This is a genomic window from Sphingobacterium kitahiroshimense (genome assembly GCF_025961315.1).
GTDB classification, from domain to species: domain Bacteria; phylum Bacteroidota; class Bacteroidia; order Sphingobacteriales; family Sphingobacteriaceae; genus Sphingobacterium; species Sphingobacterium anhuiense.
In genome coordinates, this window is the sequence record NZ_JAOQNK010000001.1 from 1,641,462 (window position 1) to 1,664,073 (window position 22,612).

Sequence of the window (22,612 nt, forward strand, 5' to 3'; positions counted from 1 at the left end):
GGTTATTTAGTTAGATTATATTTAATTTCAAATAAGACGTCATTGTTGTTATTGTGAATTTTGTAAGCTTCATAAACTCCATGAACTAAATTATTGAAGCCAAATGTCTGTTGAAGCGTGCTATGTACATCGGAATCATCTCTTGTTGACGAGCTGCTTATCCAATTTGGAATTTGACTTCGATAGCTGATATTTAATTGTTCAGGAAATGTTTTTTGATCAATTTTCAAGGTCATTAAATGAGTAAATCCGTTGTCTTTAATTCTATTCCAATCATTTTGTTTGATCAATGCCGGTTGATTATTTTTTGGAATTTCTTGAATAGCAACTACACTAGCACCAGAACTGATGGAATAGTTATCAATATCCAATAGCGATTTTTTATCGGGAAAATTATTTAGATCTACTGCTAAAGAAAACTGAAATATTCCATCTAAAAACTTAATCTTCTTCAAAGATGTGGGTTCGTTAGCACGGTAATGTGCTTGACCTTTACTATTCGTGGACAGATACTGTGTATTTGGATTAACATCTTTCTTTCCTTCTAAAAAAAAGCTATTCTGATAACCGGGTAAATCTTCTAGTTTAAGTTTACTCAATAGATCTTGAACCAGTATATCATCTCCCATAATCCAAACATAATAGGGTCTGTCTACATTGTGTAGACTCGTTTTTTCATTTTTATAATTATAGTATACCCCATTGAAACTAGAGTTCAGTTTAATTATTGCAGTTGAAAAATCTGACTGTTTCAAGCGTTGCATGTAAGCATTCTTGGTTAAGTTCTCCTGATAAATCAAACCTTCCTGACTTGACCTACCTTTTTCTAACGAATAGATACAATCTGATACAAAAATGGAAACATCGTTTTGCTTCATTTTAGTTAAGACTTTCTCAAAACATTGATTCAACTCGGAAACAAACTGATTTCCAACCTTGAAAGGCGCTACTCCAGGTTCTAGGGATTTAAAAAAACTATCTACATTACTGATATCGCTAGGATATATATCAGAATTAATGAAACTGAATTTAACGTGTTCTTGATCATAATGATAATTAAGTCCAATAACCAGGTTTGATAAAACTGCTTCGAAATTAGAAACGCCCTTTACGTAACCATCCATACTCGCAGAATTTTCTAAATAAATAGAAAAATTAGGAACTACTTTAATTCCATCACAGTTTCCGAGATCAAGTTTACTTTTGCCAGCATTTTTACCTAAATATTCCTTGATAGAAGACTGCTCTACTTTACCGTTTTTAATAAATCTCTTTAATGATCTATCCTCATAATTCTTTTGAACATATTTGGTTAACTCATTTAGATCATTACAATCCAATACTCCATCTTTACCTAGCTCCTCTATTTTTTTTGTTAATTCTGACTTTGTGCCAAAAATCCCACAACTATAATACAGGATACTACATGTCAGGATAACTAAAACTACCTTCCCATAATTGTTTATTTTCATTTTAGATTAATTTTTAAAATTTTGTTGAGATTGTGAACAAAAGTAAAAGATGCGAGTATGCGTTGGTTACGGTTTCCCATAACCAAAAGAATCATTTAAGAAAAAAGAAAGCAGTAAAAAACTCTAGAAGAGAATATTAAAGTTGAATAACCTTTTCAGGTAATGGAATTGATAATTTGCTGATAAGTTTTTACAAAAGAATCCAATTAATATTCTCTCACTATTAAGACACCTGAATATTACTTAAAGACTAAAAGTCACTTTCAAACAAATAAAAAAGGCTATCCAAAGATAGCCTAATATTAAATTTATAATTGTATTAAAATATTGACAAACAAATACTTATTGCAAAATTTTTTATTAAAGAATGATTTTTAAAAGTATCAAATTTAGACTATGTAATTCCTTTTTTCTAAAACAAATTCGAAGTGAAAAAAATCTAAATAATACCTAGCTCTTTGCAATGTGCAACTAACTGTTCATTTTTGGTGAAATTTAGCACATCTTTCATGATATTGAGCCGCTTTTCAATACTGCTTAAACTAGATGGAATAACTTCTCTTTGCTGCAAATAAAGTGGCATATCTTTTTGAGATATCCCTTCGTATAATAACCGAATGATGTGTAGATCAAATTGTGTAAACTCATGCGAGTTGCGCTCTTGAATAACTTTTTTTACATCTGGCGATTGATAGGTTTTATTATTATATACAATCTGAAGTGCTTCGCGTAAATGTCGCCCGTCATGCCGTGCTTTACGGACCATGCCATCAATTTCATTTAACTTAAACATCTCACTTATCTTACTAGTTCGATCTTTTGCTGTGAATAATATGACCTTAATATCAGGTTGCACCATCTTAATCGCTTTAATCAGTGATAAGCCATCTTTTAATTGCTGTGGACTTTCATCATCTTCAAATTCGATATCGGTAATAATCAAATCATATGGATCCTTATCGCGAAGTGCATTATTTATCCAAGTCAATGCATGATCGCAATAATGAACGTACTTGACATCTTCTACACCAAGATCTTTAAGTGTTTTCTGTACTGAAATATTGGTCATCTCGTGATCTTCGGCAATGAGTACTTTTTTAAACATACATTATCGTTTTTTATAATATGGGTATATTGATTTTCACACTAAGCCCCTTCCTCTCTTCTTTGACAAAGATAATTTCACCACCAATACCTTCGATACGGGAAACCATATTAGATAAACCTTTTCCATATGTTTTTGAATCTGCTAGACCAATCCCATTATCTTTATAAAAAATTTCTAACTGATTACCCTGGTTTTCAAAACGAATAACAACTTGATCAGCTTGACTGTGCTTTTTCATATTGACCATTAATTCCTGCAGGACATGACTAACCTCTTCCTTGGCCCTTTTATTTAGTCGTGTCCATAGATCTGGTTCATTTCCGGCAATAAGGACACGACGGTGATCACTTGCAAATGATTTGAGGAGATCTGCCAGTTTTTCACTGTAAGAAACCTCAGCTACAGTCTGCTCTTCAACATCATGTGAGATATCCCGCGATTTTTGGTACATATCGTCTAGTTTGTCCAGTACACCTTCCCGATCAATATCTTCCTTATACTCGATTTCAGTCATTACACGATATATTCCATTGGCCACTACATCGTGAATTTTCTTCGAAAGATGAAGCTGATTTTCTTTGATCTTATTCTGTGCTTCAAGTTCAAGTCGCTGTTTACGTTTTTTGTACCAGAATACTCCAAGGACAATTGAAAACATAAGAAAACCTATACCAATACGCTGAATAATTAAATGCGATTCCTTTTTTTCATTCTCTTTTTCTAATACTAAATTCTGTGCTTTGCTCTTTTCGGACTCATAACGAATTAAAGCAAACTGATTCTTAGCTGCTGTTCTTGCAGTTTGAAGACTATCGTTTAAACTAAGATATGTGCTGAGATAGCGCTCAGAGTAAATAGGGTTCATTTGGACCAAACCTCTTAATGCGTTGAGTTGATCATCAGCACTTTTAATTTTTTTAGCGATCTCATATTGCTTACTCAGATAATATATGGATGAATCCATATCTCTACCTTCATAGTATTTAGAAAGTGTTGCATAACTTGAGTTTTGCCCCCATAGATCATTTTCTTTTAACCGTATATTTAAAGCTATATGGTAGACTAGAATTGGATTATAAGAATGACTAGACGCCCATTTCGTTTTTGCCAAATTATTTAAAAACTTAGCGTACGCAGTAGTACCTTTTGGAGTCTTAGTAAGAATATCATCATAAAGCTTAATAGATTCATCATAGCGTTTGACATTTCTTAAACAAACGGCTAAATTATTTTTATATAACAAAATATTGTCATGATCTATTGAATACTGAATGGCTAGCCTATAATATGGAATAGCTTGATCAAACTGTTGCATTTCATCTGTTGCATTGGCTATTGTATTATAAGTATGACTTAATATTGCTTGCTGATTCTTGTCTTTCGGATCCAAATACTTGATGGCTTCCACAGCTGTCTCTTGAGCTCCAAAAAAATCACCCGAATCATATTGGATAGTAGCCATATAAATTAAACAACGTGCAACGTAAACGCTGTTTTTGTACTGAAGATACTTTTCCTTTGCCTTATTAAAGTAATAAAATGTACTATCACTTCTGCCATTTTCCCATAAAAAAAATGCTTTGTCATAGTATTCATTTTCATTCAATATTTTTTCTGCCTCTTTGTGCTTAACATCTGTACAAGAAACAGTAAAACTAAGTAGTAGAAGGCAAAAGATTAAGATTTTATACACGGCTAAAGATTTAACCGAATTTATCAAATTTTACCCAACAATACAATTGTGAGTAACTAAAAAGGAGTAAGTTTCCTTACCCCTTAAAAAAAATTAATGTTTTGGTGGTACTGTATTACCTTTATCTCCACCATCACCATCATCTGGATCATCATAGCCTGATGTTTGCATAGTTGTTGGATTTCCTTGTGTTGGCTGTGAACTACTTGGTTGACCTATTCCGAATAAAAAATATAATATTAAACTCCACATGATTCAAAAAATTAGAATGTAAAAACCTGGTAGTTCCATATGCTCCGTGCATAGGATTACTACATGTGTTTTCAGAAGGCCTTCTGAATTTTTTGGGAAGTAAGAGTGTCACTCACGGGAGGCAAAAGCTGCTTCCCAAACCGGCTAACGACTACCGTGAGATCTTCTCATTGTGAAATCTATTTAGTATCTTAGTCTCATAAACTAATCAATCTATCATCTGACTTCGAAAACAAAGGTATAGCGGTTAAAAAGCTATACACCAACCGTTTCCGACATTACTGCTTTTACTGATATATTACTGGGATTACCGATGTATTTCCGATATTTCCGGTACATGAAGGAAGAATTTAAAGATGTTTTGATTATGGTTTTCCGTAATTACCGATTGGATAATTGATTTATTTTTGCAAGGATGTCTACGTTCGATAAATTTAAAAAAGCTGTAAGAGAGGCTTACTTGGAAAAAAAATCTCTGGAAGTATTACCTGATGAGTTAAATACGCCATCACCTGCAAACTTGCGGGAGTATAGTTTGATACGATTACATGAGCAATTGTCTCAGGATGATATTAACGTCTTTAAAAATTATTTTTCTCGTCCAAATAAAGATGAGAGTATAGAAACTGCTATCAATAATGCAGACCTAAGTAAACTTAGATCTTTACAAAATTTTATCATAGGTGAAACGCTAAAACCAAGCGAAAGAATCGTCAAAATGGTCGCTATTTTAATCGATTTTCCAAAAAGGCCTTATAAAAGTGCTGATTGGATAGAAACGAACATATCCAGCGACCTAGATGAATCGAACTTGTACGAGGAAGATGACGTTACACAAGCAATGAAGCAAGAAAATGAACCTGGTATTCTTGAAGAACCAAAAGATTGTGAAGAAACAATTACTTTCCCTGAAGGTCAAATAAAGTATGAAGAAGAATTAGTTAATCCAGATACTCTGGTAATACATAACGGGAATACTGAAGGGAAAGCTGTAGATATTGTTGATACAGTATCTACTCTGGTAAGTAACCAACCTGTCGATAAAGATTCACCAATCATAAAAGATCAGGGAAAATATAGTAATGTTGATAATGGAAAAGCTGAAGATACACCACTATCAGGAGACAATTTATTTGGGATTAAAGGTTTTTATGGAGAATCAATTGGGGATAATAAACTATCAACTTCTAGCGATGGATCTGGGGGAGTTAATACTATAGCAGTTTCTAAACCAAATACTATAAAGGGTAAAACTTTTTTTAGGAACAAAGCAAATTATCCATATGGAGGTTTAATATTGGTTATTATTGTAATCGTTATATTTTCATTTATAAATAAGGAGTGTATGTGCTGGAATGGGATCAAGTATATAAAGGTAGATTGTAGGGATAATACACAATCCAACCAGATCGTAGGTCTAAATGAGGATAAGCTTAATAATTTTGAGAAAATTATGGAGCCAGATACCTTAAGTAAAGCAGATGTAGGAAAAGTTTGGTATTCAAAAATTGATAATGAGGTTGAGTTTTTTACTCATGCGGGGCATCATCCTGTACACAATAAAAAATCTCTTAAAGCGGCTACAGAACATATCATCAATACTTGGGCAGGTCGTAAAAGCGTAAATTTGGATAATAAATCCATTGAAGCTTTACCTTAAAATCTTTATTAATAACAAAACATGATAAAAAATCTAATTTTAATATTCACACTATCGCTAATTGTAGTGACTTTATTTGGTCAAAGCCAGTATGCTACTACAGCTAGTGGTCAGAAGGTGATTTTAAAATCGGATGGAACATGGGAGTATGTAAAATCTAATTCATCATCTATAAATAAACTATCTTCTGGAACTGGTAACCCCAATTTGAAAGAAAAATCTTCTAAGAAACAAAGAAATTCTTCCGCCAGATCATATATCAGAGGTCCACGTGGTGGATGTTACTACATTAATGGTAACGGAGGGAAAACCTATGTGGATAGAAGTATGTGTGATTAAGAATTGAAAAAGCTGTAATTAATAATACGGCTTTATTTAGAATTGCTTTTGGTCATAGTTCCTGCAAAATAACCATTTCAGAAACTATGACTTCCTTTTTTGAAGTCCTATATTAGCACCTTCTTAAACACGCCAACTACTTTCAAATCCAATAGCTCTTCATCTCGCAACATAATAGGCTGAAAAGATGTATCGGTTGATTTCGGTAAAAGCGTAATCTCTTGGTGTTCCCATCCCTCTTCACTGATGGTTTTCTTGCTACTATATTCTTTTATGGTATAGTTAGCTCCGAATTCGCTATCTATAAAATCATTTGATTCGACTAAACAGATCAATCCATTTCGAGAACCTCCTTGATATTTCTCGAAGAGACAAATAGCGGCATTAGGGATAATCTTGTTCATAGACTCCCCCACTACTTTACATGCAAAATAACGAGCCAGATCTACTTTGATTCCATTTACTTGAATATAACGAGTATGTTCTGCTTGTTGGAGCTCAGAGAAACTCCCTGCTGCGACCTCAAGGTCATAGTATGGAACTGAATTTTCAGATGGGGTATCGGTAATGCTATAATCAGTTTCAATTTTGTCTGCTGTCCACTGTCTTTTAATGTACTGTGCTAGATATTTTCTTAGATTGTCATTGCAGACATACACATAACTTCCCTGAATACCGCGAAAAAGGATGGTACGATAAATATTGAGGATATAATTTTTAAGAACTGATAGATCTTTGACTGAGTTCTTCCCATTTTTGTCTTTATATCGATCTTTATATACAACAAAAGCATTCGTATCAAAATCATAATCCAGTTCTGGACCGATAATCAGACCAGTATAGTTGAGGTCATAGCCTTGCGTTGTATGAATACAGCCAACTTCATGGATCGCATTGGCCGAGTTAACCCAATCCACTTCAGTACTATTCCAACGAAGCGCAGTATTACCTATAACAATGTCGTGAAGCGACTTATCACTCTTGGAGATCCAATCCCAGGCGAATCCTGCTACCATACGGCACAGGCCTTCAGAATCATCCTTACGCTTGATCTCCTTGACCATGGCATCCAGATCATCAAATAACTGAAAATCGTAGTGCACGCTCTCAAAAGGTTTTGGCGAAAGTGCATTGTTATCTGAGAAGATCTGATGTACGAACTCCATATAATGTGCTCCTCCTTTTACGCGGAACTGAGAGCGCAAACGTTCAATCCGTGTACTTTCTAATGCCTGCAAATCGATAAAACGTTGTTTATCAGCATCAGACGGTTTGACAGACTGAAACTCGTCATAGAAAATAATGGATTTATCGGATTGCAACTGCACCCAATCCAATTCAGTACACGTCAATTCATCTAAACCCAGTTGCTGTGATACTTTACGAAATGTACCATAATAAGCCGCAAGATTTTTCCATTGACGTAAGCGATGACCTTCATCTACAATCAAGAGATCATACTTTTGTTTAGCCACTTCAGCCGGTCCAATGACCATCTTTGGTGACAATCCTTTAATGTTTTTGAACACCTTACTGATGGTTTTACGAAATGACTGCATTGGAATAACGAGAGCCATTTCCAAGTCTCCATATTTTTGACGGACAGCTTCCACCAGATTAAATAGCTCCTCATCTGACTCGTCAAAATCTGCTTTATTGAAATCCTGTAAATCGGTCTTCAATAATTTAAAAAGAAATATAGCCAGGATAGACTTGCCTGTTCCTGCTCCACCGTGAATCAAGCTAACCTTTGCACGATCATCAAGCAGGCATCTAAGAATCATCTTTAATCCATTTGTCTGTTCTCGCGATAAGCTTTTGTAGGGAGAATACTTAAAAAGATCTGAATTATCGATATGCTCAAGTGAATGACGAGCTATACCCATTTGCCTTAATTCTGACCAGATATCACGAAAAAGTTCCCAGTAAACTTCTTTCTGTTGATAGAACTTATGATTGGAGATCCCAAGATTACCATTTTGCAAATCAAATTGCCCATCAGCGGCGATATAGCGGATCAAATTGGACTCGATATCTAAAGTAGCTGACTTATTGAACAGTTCACTCCGAATAAGCGCTACAGACTGTAACTGTTGTTTCCTCACAGTCTTAAGATGTGCTTTGAAGCGAGTAACCATATCAGTGGTTTCACCAACATAAGCTTCTTTTTTATCTTGAAGGAAGTATACTATCGGCCATGAAAGATAATCACGCTGTTGTTGCAATAAAGTAAGTTCCAACTGCGCATCAAATGGATAAGGAATAATCTGGAAAGGTTTGATCATTATAATTCGTTATACTTCTTGGCCGTTCCTTTTGCTTTCTCCACAGGATATTTTTCATTATTAAGTTTCATCTTTTCCTCAACAATCTCTTTTATATCCAAACCATGCTTATCGGCAAGCAATAAAGCATACATCAAAACATCGGCTAGTTCCTTTTTGAGTTTATCAGGATCCGCATCTTCATTGTCTTTCCATAAGAAAAGCTCAAGAAGCTCAGAGGCTTCAATACTCAATGCCAAAGCTAAATCTTTGGAATTGTGAAACTGCTCCCAATCGCGGGCATCTCGGAACTGACGGATCTGCTCTAATAAATGTTGAATGTCGGACATGATGAAATATTTTAACTGCTAAGGGTTCTACCCAAATATCTGAAATATTGTTTGAAATACAATTAGAGAGAGGAATTAATCAAAAAACTTCTATATCCAGTACTACATAACTATTGTACAATTTATCGGGATTATCCTTCCTTAAATATTTACACTCTATGCCATGCTAAATTTTCTGGTGCTGGATGATATTGTTCTGATTTTGGTAATATAAGTTTAGCCCCTTCTAATTTTTTGAGACTATAGGGATGCTCCCCAAGCTCTCGTATATGTTTTGAAACCAAAATACGATAATATTGATCTACAGCAACCAATCCACTATCAAAAGCCCGGTGCAGATTGGGACATAGCGCAAGTCCATTGGTGACATTACCATCGTGCGAAATGAAAAATGATTGTCATGATCCAAGTCTTTCTCAATTAACTCAATCAAGGTCAATAGGAAAACTGGCTTATGTGGTGCTTTTCCATATTTGGTAATCCCTTGTTTTAATCTTACAAATGCTTTTAGATATAGGTTTAGTTCGTTCATTTAATTCAAAAAAAATGAAATGGAAAGTAAAATATTGATGGAGTTTCTTACTAAACATAAGAGTGATATTTTCATATTTATAATTCCCACGTCCTTAAATCTTTATTTGTCATTTTGTTCAAAAAATGATTTCGCCATATTTCGTATTAAATCTCTATTTTCCTGAGAATTATCGATTGCACTTCGAATATGGGATTCGGGGCCATATATATCTTCATAAATTGTTGTTTTTTTGAATTTAGCATAATCCCCCTTCATCATTAATAACATGAGCAAAGTATATAAATCATTATTCTCTTTTTTATCCAATTGCTCCAATACAATAGGAATCCCTTCTATAAAATTCAGGGATTCCATCATAAGTAAAGAATTAGTTCCTATAAATCCATCCTTACTTATGACATTACGCAAAAGATGAAATATGGTATCTCTATGCTGCTTTAAAGCATTCAATTGCCTATCGCTCCAAACAAATTCCCTATACTTTCTATAAAAAGTGCCATATAATTGTGGTTCATCTTCCTTTGTTATTATTCTTCCACTACAATTTTGATTATACCATTCATAGTTAATCATGCAATATGTAAATAATTCAGATGGACTTAGACTCTGGAAATTAGGTTGGGCAATAATTGTATTCATACCGCCCCAATGAGGAATCTGATAAAAATATAAAATACTGTCTTTTTCTTCTTTCGGAATATTGCCGCTATTTATCATGCTCAAGATTTTCACTAAATGAAAATCAGGAACATTTGACTTGGTCCACTGCTTTATCCAGACTATATCCTTTTCTACCCTTCTTTCAATACTATCATCTGATGTTTGTGCTTGGGAATAACCAATTGATAGCATAGCGAATAATATAAGAATAGAGATATTGAGCAGGCATTTATTTGAAAGATATTTAACCCTCATTCTGACATGGTTTGATACCTTGAAGGTAATCAAAAATATTCATTTTTATGTAGGTTGTAAATATTTGATTATCCCTCTAAACACCTTATTTACATGTAGATCTGAGTTTAAATACACTTGCAGCAGATACATAATCAATCACATAACTTAATCTCCAATTTATGAATGTTGTATAACATGAAAATTCAATCTGAGTAAGATTGAACACAATAACTATTAAACTCACCACCAGTTGTATCATACTGAACTCTCTTCCATAGTTTTTCCTCCATGTAACCCAGTCCACTATAATTGAAATAATCTTGATATAAGGCACCATTTTTATCTATGTCCTCAAATAATGAAGCATAATTTCTATTAACTTTACAATTATAAGGAAATAATAGATGCCCAAAATTGAAATTATTACTATAATCAATGCACCTATAGCATTGTGTTTTGATCTTGCTAGGAGTATTGATTTACATACTATTTCGACTTCAAAAACAAATGAAAAAGCTATTGGTGGTAGAACACAAGGATTAATAGAGCTAAATGAATATGTTACTTGGCAAGCCACACATTTTGGTATTAGACAGATTCTAACTTCAAAAATAACAGCTTTTGAAAGACCTTATTACTTTGTCGATGAGCAAATAAGTGGTGCATTCAAATCGCTATACCACGAACATGTATTTGAACAGGATGGTGAAAAAGTAATCATGAAAGATATCTTTACATTTCAATCGCCTATGTGGATATTTGGAAGGTTATTTAACAAACTTATTCTAACAGCATATCTTCGCAAATTTCTCATGACAAGAAATAGTATGATTAAAGAATTCGCAGAATCGGACAAATGGAAAAGACTGATCTAATTATTGCACAAAAGACGAAAATGCCTGGTTTCATGCTACCAACAAAGACTATGTCATTTCACTAATGAAACCTTATGATGGAGAACTACGTAGTCACCAAGTGGTACGAATGACAGATCCTAAGCTGACAGACACAAATCTCCCCCACATTCAAAAGCTATTTAGGTGGTTTGAAAGTTATATCATAATCTTCAAGCTTTTTCAATAAGGCTTGAAGTTCCTCATTTGCTCTTTTTATCCATCCAGCCCTTTGTTTAATAGCAGCATATGGACTTTTAACTGCAAAATCTTTTATATTACTTAAGCCAGTATGTTCTTCTTTATAAACCTGCTCCCACTTTTCCAAAAACTCTTCTGGTGTATAAAATATCCTTGTATTATCGTGATAGATCCAACAGTTATTCTGAATTGCAAACCGGTGCAAAGAAGTAACTTCTGCAGGAATACCTTCTTTCTCTTTAACTCTCCACGGTTCCATAATTTTAATTTTATTCAAAGCTAGAATTAAAAATACTAAAATCAAACTAAATTAACACTAAAAATTATAGTAATCAAAAAAAACCTAGGCGAGCACCTAGGTTTGAAAATTTAACCAAATTTCTGACTTTGGGAGCCAATTAAAGTTTTTATTATGATATACAAATAAATAATTTATAATTCCAAGATATTAAACAAAAATGCCTTTGGTCCGCAAAACCAAAGGCTTCAATATTCATAAAATAATAAGGTAAATTATTGATCTAAAAATAATATGATTTTTTATATTTTCAATGTGTAAAACAAAAAAAAGCTCCAAATGATTATCTGGAGCTTGAATTTTCAGCATTGGGTACTGACTAAATGTATTTGATATGATTGGAAGCTTCCGACGGCTTCAAAATAAAGTTAATGAATTAATTTTCAGCTCGCAATAGCGTTTTGAAAATTTATTTCAAGAGTTCAAAAGCCCTTATTCGCAATGAATAGGGACTTTAAACTTACAACATATAGAAGAGGATTTCTACAACATCCTTCCTATCAAGTACGTATTGACTTAGGTCCAACTGGACTTTCGCTTTGTTGGGATGAACAGCTTAAGGCACCCGCTTAAAGCTGTTTTAGCATGTTTAAAATACTGGAAATCGATAAGTACAAACACTGTTTTTTAATTTTGAGCATTGAACAAAAAAATATTTTTTATAATTTCATCACGAGCTTCAATTATAATTTAGTAATCGACAGATTGCGGGGTTCTATCAGTTTGATAGAACCCTTTTTTATCCTGAAAAAGTTGTAGTTTATTTATGGCCAATGTTTATTTTCAAGCCTCAGGTTGTTTCGATCTGAGACTTTTTTAACTTTAAAATTTACTTATTGAGATTCTGCGAGTTATCAATTTATTTAATATCCATAAACGTTTTAAAGCTGGCGAGCATCTTCTTTTTCATCTTTATCATAAGTTTTTAACATATAATCTTGTCCTAAATTCCCGGAAAAGACCTTTACTTCAGCAGTCATCTCCTCATAAAAAGCTCCTTCATTCTCCATAAAAAACAGATTCATATATCTTGAACCCCAATCCGGATTCACAAACACTGCATCATTATAATTACCACCGAAAGTAACTAAAAGGCAAAATGTTGATATTTTAGCTTGTTCCCATTTTACAAATTGTCTGGCATTAAAAATATTACCAAGTGAAAGCAATCCATTTAAATAAATAGTGGTAAATAAGACTAAAACACTTAAATCAATTAATTTAGAAACCGATTTGGGCATACCCATATTTTTTGTTTTTACAAATACGATTACAACAACTGATATCACTCCTCCTATTAATACTGCATAAGGAAGAAAATACCAATCATTTTTGAGATGAACCTGATCATACAAAAAATATGCGAAACCCAACACACTCATAAAAGTACCAATTGCTACTACCCAGGTCATCTCCGATCTATAATGATACCAGTTTCCAAAAAATAAAATAAGCTGAAGGCCCACAAATATTCCGTAAATTAGGGCAATGGACTGATTAAAAACGGTAAAGCCAAGGGCTTGCATAAATCCAGCTAACACAAAGCCAAAAAAAGCTAACTTTTCATAATTTGTCGTAGTATACAAATTCAGGTTTTTAAGAAATTTCATTTAATTAACACAATTGATTATTACACTAAATTAGCTAACAAATAAATAAAAAGCAAAAAAATAATGTTTTTACAGCTTGATATTTAATTAATAAATACAACATCATTGCTTGCCGTCCATGTGATCAGGAAGCTGAATGTGAGTTTCCCGAATCGACGTACAACAAAAGAGGTCCATTTTAGTGAGATATTAAATCCTGGTTTCAATCCAATTTACAATTTTTAAAATAATCTATTGTAGCTTTTTTAGGTAGGAAGCTTTTACTATTTAAGGAAACGATATTGCAGCGCAGCTGGGAAATGCCAGTATGTTGAAACATGCGGTCTTTAAACTGGAAAAATCGGGCCTAGTAAAAGTCTTTAACAATGATAATCCTTTAAAACGTAAGAACAAGAAATCTTACGATAACGTGGGAATATATTATGTTAGCCCATTTAGTTTTGCTCCTGTCAATATGTACAATCTGGATTCGAACAGCAAGCTACTGTTAACGGATAATTAGCTAATAAATTTGAAAGCGAATCAGATTCTTGATTAGCTTGTGCTATTTTTTAAGAAGATGATTAAAGATTTGATTTTGAAAGAATAATTGAACTGCAAGTACAAAGTCCATATGAAGTCGGTGAAACATTTGAAAACGCACAAAAAAGTTTATGACAAATATTCAATTTTGCACGGAGCTCTCTTTTCCCAATCTTCTGGAAAACCTAAATTGCTGACTTTAATCTGATGAGTTTTTACCAATTCTTCAATTTTATCCGTAAATGAATTTGAAATATTAAAAGTATTCAATAAATGGTTAATCGCAATTATTGCCCCATATACATTTGAATTAGCCTTTTCAGGAATATTCCCCATTATTTTGTGCTTATCCCTACTTGGAAATGATAATTTATTTGCCGTAAACTTTCTATTCCATAATCTTGAATGATGAGCACAAACATTTCGAACATCATTTAAAAATAACAACCAATTAACTAAAGACTTACCATTTGGTAATTTAAAATTTTTAGCGATACTATTTTTATATTCATCATTTTTTAAGCAGGTATATAACTTAATTAATTTACCGAAAGAAAGTACTTCAAAAGACATATTTTCAGGAGGAAGTATCTCGCTTGTATATTTCAATTTAAAAGCTCTAAGAAATTGTTCCTTAGGATCTTTCAATGATACTCGAATGGAATCCAAAACATAATTTTGATAACCTAAAATCTCCTCCTTCTCATCTCTTAATTCATTTTTATTGAGAAAGTAATTATCATTGATATACCAATAAAATCCGTATTGATTTGAATAGGTATTTATTATTTTTGTTCTAAAACTTACTTCAATTCTTTCCAAATACTCAAGAAAAATACGTCTGAGGTTTTTATCAAATGTATATAGATTGATAATATCGTCAAACGTAGTTCCATCCAAAAATTTAGTATCTCCAGTTTTAGTCTGTAGATGGAACATATAACCACTCAATCGATAATAACTTACATTTTGAAGATACTTTTCAGCTCGAATTAAACAACCAATAGATAATTCTCGTTTTTGCAAAAGCTCAATCTGCTTATCGATAGATAAGGCTTCCTTAGAATATTTCATAAATTAGGCAAAAAAAAACCTCGCAAGATGCGCTTGAGTCAGAGGCGTGCGAGGGTATAACAGTACAAATATAGATTTTAAATATTTAATTCACAAATATTTTCAAACTATTTCACTCTTCCTCAATGAATTAGATTTAGCGACACATACATCGTAAATTGTGAGAGCTTGATGATCAGTTTAAAAGCAACATTTACAATGTTGCTGCTTACACTAAAAGTACTATCCCTAGTACATACTGATACAGGGAAGTAAAATCGCATCATTTTTTGACTTTCAGAAAGGGGAAAACTCATCTTACATCTTCTTACATCTTTATGTCATATCAATAATGATCTTAATCAAAAAATATCGTCCTGAAGATGACAAGAAACAGGAATTAAAAGGTATTAAAAACATATTTCCGATAGAAAACACAGTCCCATCCAGTGAAAGATTGGGCTGTGTTTCATAAATAGCTTACAGCAATCACAGCTCCTCTATGATAAGCGTATCCAAAAGATCTAAACGATTTTGCAAAATTTCTGCATACTCTTTTGTTGCCGGAACTTCTACTGGATAACAATCTTCTATAGGTTCCCCATTTAGCACTGCCTCTACCCAATCTCTCATTATCGTAACATAACTCCCCAGAGCACTTCGTGGATCCCTTCCACTTTCCACATCAATATAGGCACGAGGAATATCACCAACAACAATCCAAACAAACTGATCAACACCATTACAAGCAGGCTCTATTTCAAAGAGGAAAATGCCTAATATTCCCTCCCAGTAGACAGCGAGCCAACCTGAAAGAATACTTTTACACCAATGATGTCTCAATAGATAATTCTTAGCTTCTATTGATAAGTCATAAAGATGACTATTATCTTTTTTAGATAACCCGTCAATATTATCAAAGGTCGACGCTTGATATTTTATATTTTTATGATCGCTCATAATACTTCTGTTTTCTTTTTTATTTGTTTCTTTAGCCCATCTTTCAAAGTCTGCCAGCAGTTTGTAAGACTCCTGGTATGATATCCATGGTTGAGAAAAAAAATCATCAAGATCATTAACCCCTCCATCTTTCAGAGTTTTCTTATGACATCAATAACGTCTTGGTCTATATGTAATTCAAGCGCATTGATATTCAACAATAACTTTTCTCTCAAATAGAACTAATTGTAGTGATAACATTACATTCAAATATCTCTTTCTATTTGCTATTAATAATACTCCAGATGTATTCGTCTTTAATTTCTCCTTTTTCGGTCAACTCTCTAAAAAGACTAATTAATACTTCTAGCTTGAAGGGATCACCAGCTGCATAAAAGATACGGTCATGTATCTTAAATCCTATCCAATTATTATCTGATAATGCATATAGGGTCCAACTTTTAGGTAAAATATCTGAACCACATTTACTAATATCAATTTCAATACTCCATCCTGGGTTATCAATTGACTCAATACGAATACGATTCTCATGTTCCCATTCTCCATCGCATAATTGGTAATACCAATTTTGTAACCATTTTATCATATTTACTTCTTCCTAGGTATATCTTTCTCTGTTACAGGTCTTAGTCTTACTTCTTCGTTCTATTAAACAAGTGATGTTTCAATTTTTGCCATCAGTCTTTTTATCTACATGGACCGCTCCTTTGCAGTCAACACGTTTTATTGTTTCAAAAACAAGCCTTTTATTATTCTTAGGATTGTTGATTAACTCTATAAGATGTATTATTATTTACCACTGCATGATCACCTTCCGTATCATTGCTCTATGAGCTCTAAAAACAGTTATAATATCTTCTATATCATTAACTCGATTAGCAAATTTTACAGATAAATGTCCCACATCTTTCGACTAGTAGATTGGCTTAAAAATAGAGATCAATTCATTTTCAAATAGTTTTTCATCTTCAATAATTTTATCCGCTTTTGAATCAAATGCAACATTATTATCAACTTCTGATATACCAATATGATTTGATTCAAAATGAAACACATAGAACTTTTCATTGTACCAGACATCTAAAATTACAATTCCCGAAGAGAATTTTGTATGATTATGTTTAATCTTATTCTCCAATAAAAAACTAATAACCTTTTCTAATAAATTTAAAGTGTTTTTCATGAATTTATATTTCTTTAAATAAGATAATCACTCCTTCCCTAGCTTGTCGGTTGAAGAGCATCGTAACGGTATTCAAGGCTATCTAACGACACTATATTTCCTTTATTATCTTCACTGTAAAAGATCACCATTTTTCGTTTAAAATATAAGGTTCTCCTATTTTCCCAAGCCGCTGTCCAAACGCAGGAATGCTGCTTGATGGCCTGTAGAAACTTTGCATGAACTGGCTTTTGCGAGCTAATGGATTCAAGTCCAGTAATTGCTCCGTTATGAAGAACAATAAACTGCACCAGGATCGAATCACGTGTGGTTTCTGCCTGAGGTTGATCTGCAACTAGGCCCATATAAGCAGACAGCTTTTTCAGATAAGCCGCTTCTCCAAGTGATGGCTTTGGTTCCCCTTGTGCACGACTACGGATATCTTTGCCAGCAATATCAAAATCGGCTATATAACAGGGTGCTTTAGGATCAAAATCCCTAGGTTTAAAGAAGACCACGAAATTCTTTTGGGGTGTCTCCCAACCCTTTTCAGTCAAATTGTTGTACCGATATCCTTGGTCTACTAGATGTACGAAATAGCGTTCGCCATCGGCAAACCGAACACGATCAACTTTGACTTCCTCTAGACCTTTGGGATTGATATAATATAAAGGAAAGTGGTCCTGGATGATAACGCCAGGATTGGCAGGTCCCCAATAGCGACTGCGCCAATATACTGTGACATTTTTGAGCGGTAAACCGGTATACTTCTTGACGATCTCGGCAATAGTCATGCGGTTGGAAAAAAAATCTTCATCGGTATCCACATGTATTGAACCTTGATACATAATACCGTCAATAAGAGTATCCTGCTCCGATCGCCTAATAGCAGTATACTCTTCTACTAATGTAGACCGGATGGCATAGGGGCTGACCTGTATGTTATTGATAAAATAAGCCGGATCATCGGCATGCTGATCGGCTGGTGAAGGTGGATACCACGGTGTCTGGAGATAAAGAACGCCTTGATATTTAATCTTTGGTACTCCACTATAATCAAATACGCGCCCAAATGTGGCCTCCGGATAATTCAACAGTTCGTCCTTCTCAATGCGTGCACCATTTAAGATAAACTCATAATTTTCAAATGTTCCATATTTCTTCGGGTATAACAGCGTGTTGTCCAAGATCTTGTCTCTCAGTCGCTGTGATTGCGCATTGAGGCTACAAACCAGCATGAGCAATAATATTTGGTAATATTTCATATAGGCTGTGATCATGGTTTATTGTTAGTTTGAACGAAGTTGTAGCGATATTTAAGACCATCTAACGACTGAATATTCCCTTTTTGATCCTTACTGTAGAAGATCACCATTTTCCGTCTAAATAACACTGGTCTGCCCCCCTGCACGGACGACAACCAGATGCAGGCATTTTTTTTGATCGCATTAAGCATGTTTCCATGACCAGGTTTATCTGGCACTACGCTCTTTAAATTGGCAATCATACCATCCTTGAGTATGATAAACTGAACGGTGATTGAGTCGACCTGAGTAGCTGTACTCGGTTTAACTGCAGGAAGCCCCATCGTCGATGATAATTTCTTCAGGTAAAAATCTATTCCGTTCTTAGGCCTTGGCTCAACCTCTACATAGTTAAAAATACCATCTTCTTGCACATCAAAATCTGGTACATAACAAGGAAAAATCGTATCAAGAGTTAAAAGATCTCCCATGAATAAACCGGTCTTTGGTAAACTAGATTTATAGCTATTGTCGTTAAGATGAACCACGTAGCGATCGCCTTTGGCAAAATGCACACGATCCACTCTCACTCCTTTAACGGATAAATCACTGATTGTAAATGAATAAAGCGGAAAATTATTTTCGATGATCATACCAATATCGCCTTCGTAAATATACCTGTATTGGGTGTGATGCCAATGGATGATGACCTCGTCAGGTGCTAAGCCTGTATACTTTGTGATGAGATCGGGCAAGGAAATACGGTGAGCAAAAAAATTCTCTTCGGTATCCACATGTATGGAGCCCCGGTACAATATGCCATTTATCGTGGTATCCTGTGTTGACTTTGCGATCCGCTTATACAATTCCATCTTGATCAAACGAATCTGATAAGGGCTAACCTGAGTTCCATTGATGAAATACGCAGGTAGATTAATATCTCGAACTGGAGGCGCATAGCGTGCTTCAGTATGAAAATATACGGCTCCAAGATAGCGCCTCCCTCCCAACCTAATCGGATAAGGGAAAATATTATTTAGCTGTGCTTCCGGATTAGCGACCAACGTTTGATGCTCAATAACCTTTCCGTTAAGCACAAAGGCATAGTGTTCAAATGCGCCATATTTTTTAGGGAACATGGCTGCGCTATCAGGAGTATGGGAGTATGCAGACTGGGAAAAGACCTCTAATCCGGATAAAACTAAAATAAAAAGTAGGATATATTTGCTCATTGAAAACATCTTATTACCTGGCCGATTTTTGCTGCATTGCACTAGCAATCAAATAAGGGTTGAATAGTATCTTGTTGGTTAGTTGCATAAAGGTCTATCATTAATCTCCTCCTAAAATACCATTAAAATGTTATTGATGATGATTATATTCAATAAATAAAAGCCATTCTTGGCAGAATGGCTTTTCATGATCTTGATAAAAGGTGATGTATCTTATAGTCTGTTAAAAATGAAAAGACTACCAATTTAGTTCATAATTTGTGCTTCTGCCACCGGAATCTGCTTTTATTAGAATACCTTTATTAACTAAATCTGTAAGATCTCGTAATGCGGTATCAGCCGATATCTTGGTCATCTTTGCCCACTTTGATGAAGTCAGATTTCCTTCAAAATTATCCATTAATTTATTCAACATCATACGTTGCCTTTCATTACTGATATGAACATTGTTTTGCATCCAAAAGTGATGTTTTCTCACGACTTTATCTATTATCGTATTCGAAGCAATAATAGCTTCTTTAAGGCAGTTTAAAAACCAAACTACCCAATTGGTAATATCAGAATCGCCTTTTTGCGTTTTCTCTAGAATCGTATAATATTCCTTACGTTCTTGTTTAATTTGCGCAGACATACTATAAAAGCGTTGATTGACACCATCCGCTTTCGATAGTTGCATATCTGTTAATGCACGAGCAATACGTCCATTTCCATCATCAAATGGATGTACAGTCACAAACCATAAATGTACAATAGCAGCTTTTAAGACTGGATCTATACTAGAATCCGTATTAAACCAGCCTATGAATCTCTTCATTTCCTCTTCGAGACGTTCAGCTTTAGGTCCTTCAAAGTGTATAACTTCTTTTCCCATTCCTCCCGAAACCACTTGCATATCTCCACTTCTCCATTGTGCTACATCAATCTTGTACAAGCCACTTCTACCGATTGGAAATAATGCGCCATGCCAGCCAAATAATCTTTCTATACTTATGGTCTTATCTGTATTCTGTGTAGCATCTAACATCATCTCTACCACACCATCAATATGTCGGTCAGATTGTATCAAACCTGAATTATCTAATCCTAATCGAGTAGCTATTGAAGAGCGAACTTGTTCTGGATTAAGTATTTCACCCTCTATTTCTGATGATTTCACTACATCTTGTATAAGTGTTTCTAAGTTTGCTTCATCTTGTAATTCAAATCCTAGCAACTCTACTTTTCCAATAAGTTTTCCTTGCAGATGTCGAACTTCACTTAATAAATTAAGTATCTTTTGATCTTCCCATTGGAAATCTGTCCAACTATGTCGCTCGTGTATATAGACTGCCATCGCTTCTAAAGTGTATGCGGTAAATATAAGCATTATTCACCGCAATAAAAGCGGAGAATAAACTATTTAATATCCGCACAAAATAAGCAGCACAATATTAGTGTCCTTTAGATCACCTTATTGAGTCACACCCCAATGTGATATTGCAGCTTATTTAGAATCTAAGCTGTGATTCATCAAAATTTGAAATATCTGTGGGTTATATTCGGTTAATGATGATCATAACGGTATTCAACACGATCTAATGATTGAATTTTTCCATTATTATCTATGCTATAGAAGATCACCATTTTTTTATGACAAAAAACAGGTCTACCGCCCATTATGGCCGGAGACCAGACACAGGCATTTTTTTTTATAGCAGAAAGAATGTCTCCATGACCAGGTTTATCTGATTCGATACTGCTTAGAGCGGTAATCATACCATTCTTCATCACGATAAACTGAACGGTAATCGAATCAGGCTGTGTAGCCGTACTCGGTTTAACTGCAAGAAGTTCCATTGTCGATGATAATTTCTTTAGGTAAAAATTTAGACCATTATAGACCATCGGATCAATTTCTGCGTGAGTAAAAATACTATATTCTTGCATATCATAGTCCGAAACATAACAGGGAAATACCGTATCAAGAGCCAAAGGCTCTTCAAAGAATAATGCAGCTTTAGATTTACTCCATTTATAACTGTAATCACTAAGATGAACCACATACCGCTTACCCTGAGCGAAGTGGACACGATCTACCTCTATTTTCTCAACGGATAAATTACCGATTTTGAATGAATACAGTGGAAAATTACTTCGGATTATCGTACCCGTATCATTTTCACTATTATATAGGTTTTGAGAACCGAGCCAACGAACGGTGACCAGTTCAGGTTTTAAACCGGTATACTTTTCAATAAGATCGGGCAAGGCAATACGGTCTGCAAAAAAATCTTCATCGGTATCTACATGTATAGAACCCCGGTAAAGGCCACCATTTATCGTTGTATCCTGTACTGACTTCGAGATCCGCTTATAGAGTTCCAACTTGATCAACCGGATCTGATAAGGACTAACCTGTCTGCCATTAATGAAATAGGCCGGTTGATCGGCATATCGGACATGAGGAGCATACCGCTCTTCCGTATGAAAATATACTGCTCCGGCATAACGCTTAGCTTCCAGTGTAATACTGTTCGAGAAAACATTATTCAGCTTAGCTTCTGGATTATTAAGCAAAGCCTTTCGCTTGATAAGCTTTCCATTAAGCAAAAATGCGTAATCTTTGAAAGTCCCATATTGTTTCGGGTATAACGCGGCACTGTCAGAAGTATTGGAGTATGTGGACTGGGAAAAGACCTGTAATCCAGATAGAACTATAATAAAAACTAGGATATATCTGTTCATTGAATACATGTTATTGTCTGTCCGATGTTTGCTGCACTGCATATCCCATCAAGTTAGTATTAAAAAGAATTTTACTGGTTAGTTAGAGTCTATCATTAATCTCCTCCTAAAATAACATTAAAATGTTATTGATGATGATTATA

The 22,612-nt window shown here is 34.3% G+C and carries 22 protein-coding genes; 3 read left to right on the top strand and 19 right to left on the bottom strand.

Translation table 11 applies throughout. The features are described 5' to 3' along the window. Positions 1–2: 2 nt before the first annotated feature. The 4 genes from M2265_RS07460 to M2265_RS07475 form a co-directional block, all read right to left on the bottom strand. Entirely contained in the window at positions 3–1,472 is a 1,470-nt protein-coding gene (locus M2265_RS07460) for a hypothetical protein (protein WP_132771205.1), read from the bottom strand. Positions 1,473–1,911: 439 nt separating this feature from the next. Beyond that, positions 1,912–2,577 carry a response regulator gene (locus tag M2265_RS07465; protein WP_132771204.1) on the bottom strand — a complete coding sequence of 222 codons (666 nt, stop codon included), beginning with the start codon at positions 2,575–2,577 and terminating at the stop codon, positions 1,912–1,914. A 13-nt stretch (positions 2,578–2,590) separates the two neighbouring features. Continuing rightward, entirely contained in the window at positions 2,591–4,273 is a 1,683-nt protein-coding gene (locus M2265_RS07470; protein ID WP_132771203.1) for a tetratricopeptide repeat-containing sensor histidine kinase, read from the bottom strand. A gap of 93 nt (positions 4,274–4,366) precedes the next feature. Next, positions 4,367–4,525, bottom strand: a complete 159-nt coding sequence (locus tag M2265_RS07475; RefSeq protein ID WP_165905932.1) for a hypothetical protein — start codon at positions 4,523–4,525, stop codon at positions 4,367–4,369. Between the two features lie 460 nt (positions 4,526–4,985). On the opposite strand from M2265_RS07475, the gene M2265_RS07480 reads away from it, so the two are divergent. Together M2265_RS07480 and M2265_RS07485 are read left to right on the top strand one after the other, a co-directional pair. Then, positions 4,986–6,185, top strand: a complete 1,200-nt coding sequence (locus tag M2265_RS07480; RefSeq protein WP_132771202.1) for a hypothetical protein — start codon at positions 4,986–4,988, stop codon at positions 6,183–6,185. Positions 6,186–6,206: 21 nt separating this feature from the next. Further along, positions 6,207–6,524, top strand: coding sequence for a hypothetical protein (locus tag M2265_RS07485; RefSeq protein ID WP_132771201.1), 318 nt, complete (start codon positions 6,207–6,209; stop codon positions 6,522–6,524). Between the two features lie 107 nt (positions 6,525–6,631). Here the strand turns inward: M2265_RS07485 and M2265_RS07490 are convergent, their stop codons facing one another. The 5 genes from M2265_RS07490 to M2265_RS07505 form a co-directional block, all read right to left on the bottom strand. Then, positions 6,632–8,809: a DNA/RNA helicase domain-containing protein gene (locus tag M2265_RS07490; protein WP_132771200.1), complete on the bottom strand. Its 2,178-nt coding sequence runs from the start codon at positions 8,807–8,809 to the stop codon at positions 6,632–6,634. Further along, the gene (locus M2265_RS07495) at positions 8,809–9,138 is read right to left on the bottom strand and encodes a nucleotide pyrophosphohydrolase (RefSeq protein WP_132771199.1); all 330 of its coding nucleotides are present in this window, start codon (positions 9,136–9,138) and stop codon (positions 8,809–8,811) included. The genes M2265_RS07490 and M2265_RS07495 overlap by 1 nt, the downstream gene beginning before the upstream one ends. A 149-nt stretch (positions 9,139–9,287) precedes the next feature. Then, complete coding sequence (locus M2265_RS26975; RefSeq protein WP_132771469.1) at positions 9,288–9,524, bottom strand: HNH endonuclease; 237 nt, start codon at positions 9,522–9,524, stop codon at positions 9,288–9,290. Continuing rightward, positions 9,440–9,670, bottom strand: a complete 231-nt coding sequence (locus M2265_RS07500; RefSeq protein WP_132771198.1) for a hypothetical protein — start codon at positions 9,668–9,670, stop codon at positions 9,440–9,442. Before M2265_RS07500 ends, M2265_RS26975 begins: the two co-directional genes overlap by 85 nt. Positions 9,671–9,772: 102 nt before the next feature. Then, positions 9,773–10,588: a hypothetical protein gene (locus tag M2265_RS07505; RefSeq protein ID WP_132771197.1), complete on the bottom strand. Its 816-nt coding sequence runs from the start codon at positions 10,586–10,588 to the stop codon at positions 9,773–9,775. A gap of 386 nt (positions 10,589–10,974) precedes the next feature. Between M2265_RS07505 and M2265_RS07510 the strand changes: the two genes are divergently transcribed. Then, the gene (locus M2265_RS07510) at positions 10,975–11,445 is read left to right on the top strand and encodes an SRPBCC family protein (protein ID WP_132771196.1); all 471 of its coding nucleotides are present in this window, start codon (positions 10,975–10,977) and stop codon (positions 11,443–11,445) included. A 157-nt stretch (positions 11,446–11,602) separates the two neighbouring features. On the opposite strand, the gene M2265_RS07515 is transcribed toward M2265_RS07510, so the two are convergent. The 10 genes from M2265_RS07515 to M2265_RS07560 all read right to left on the bottom strand — a co-directional run bounded on the left by M2265_RS07515 (position 11,603) and on the right by M2265_RS07560 (position 22,469). Further along, positions 11,603–11,923 (bottom strand): hypothetical protein, encoded by a 321-nt coding sequence (locus M2265_RS07515; protein WP_132771195.1) that lies wholly within the window; start codon positions 11,921–11,923, stop codon positions 11,603–11,605. Between the two features lie 920 nt (positions 11,924–12,843). Further along, a complete protein-coding gene (locus M2265_RS07520) occupies positions 12,844–13,572 on the bottom strand; it encodes a hypothetical protein (protein WP_132771194.1) in 729 nt (242 codons plus the stop codon). Between the two features lie 651 nt (positions 13,573–14,223). After that, on the bottom strand, positions 14,224–15,168 hold the full coding sequence (locus M2265_RS07525; protein WP_132771193.1) for an Abi family protein: 945 nt from the start codon (positions 15,166–15,168) through the stop codon (positions 14,224–14,226). A 468-nt stretch (positions 15,169–15,636) separates the two neighbouring features. Beyond that, entirely contained in the window at positions 15,637–16,107 is a 471-nt protein-coding gene (locus M2265_RS07530; RefSeq protein WP_132771192.1) for a DUF4826 family protein, read from the bottom strand. A gap of 259 nt (positions 16,108–16,366) precedes the next feature. After that, positions 16,367–16,693 carry an immunity 53 family protein gene (locus M2265_RS07535; RefSeq protein ID WP_132771191.1) on the bottom strand — a complete coding sequence of 109 codons (327 nt, stop codon included), beginning with the start codon at positions 16,691–16,693 and terminating at the stop codon, positions 16,367–16,369. A 327-nt stretch (positions 16,694–17,020) separates the two neighbouring features. Next, complete coding sequence (locus tag M2265_RS07540; protein WP_132771190.1) at positions 17,021–17,290, bottom strand: hypothetical protein; 270 nt, start codon at positions 17,288–17,290, stop codon at positions 17,021–17,023. 38 nt (positions 17,291–17,328) lie between these two features. Further along, entirely contained in the window at positions 17,329–18,549 is a 1,221-nt protein-coding gene (locus M2265_RS07545; protein WP_132771189.1) for a hypothetical protein, read from the bottom strand. Continuing rightward, the gene (locus tag M2265_RS07550) at positions 18,546–19,745 is read right to left on the bottom strand and encodes a hypothetical protein (protein ID WP_132771188.1); all 1,200 of its coding nucleotides are present in this window, start codon (positions 19,743–19,745) and stop codon (positions 18,546–18,548) included. Before M2265_RS07550 ends, M2265_RS07545 begins: the two co-directional genes overlap by 4 nt. A gap of 238 nt (positions 19,746–19,983) precedes the next feature. Then, positions 19,984–21,111, bottom strand: a complete 1,128-nt coding sequence (locus M2265_RS07555) for a Fic family protein (RefSeq protein WP_207902459.1) — start codon at positions 21,109–21,111, stop codon at positions 19,984–19,986. Positions 21,112–21,287: 176 nt separating this feature from the next. Beyond that, positions 21,288–22,469 (bottom strand): hypothetical protein, encoded by a 1,182-nt coding sequence (locus tag M2265_RS07560; RefSeq protein ID WP_132771187.1) that lies wholly within the window; start codon positions 22,467–22,469, stop codon positions 21,288–21,290. Positions 22,470–22,612: the final 143 nt, after the last annotated feature.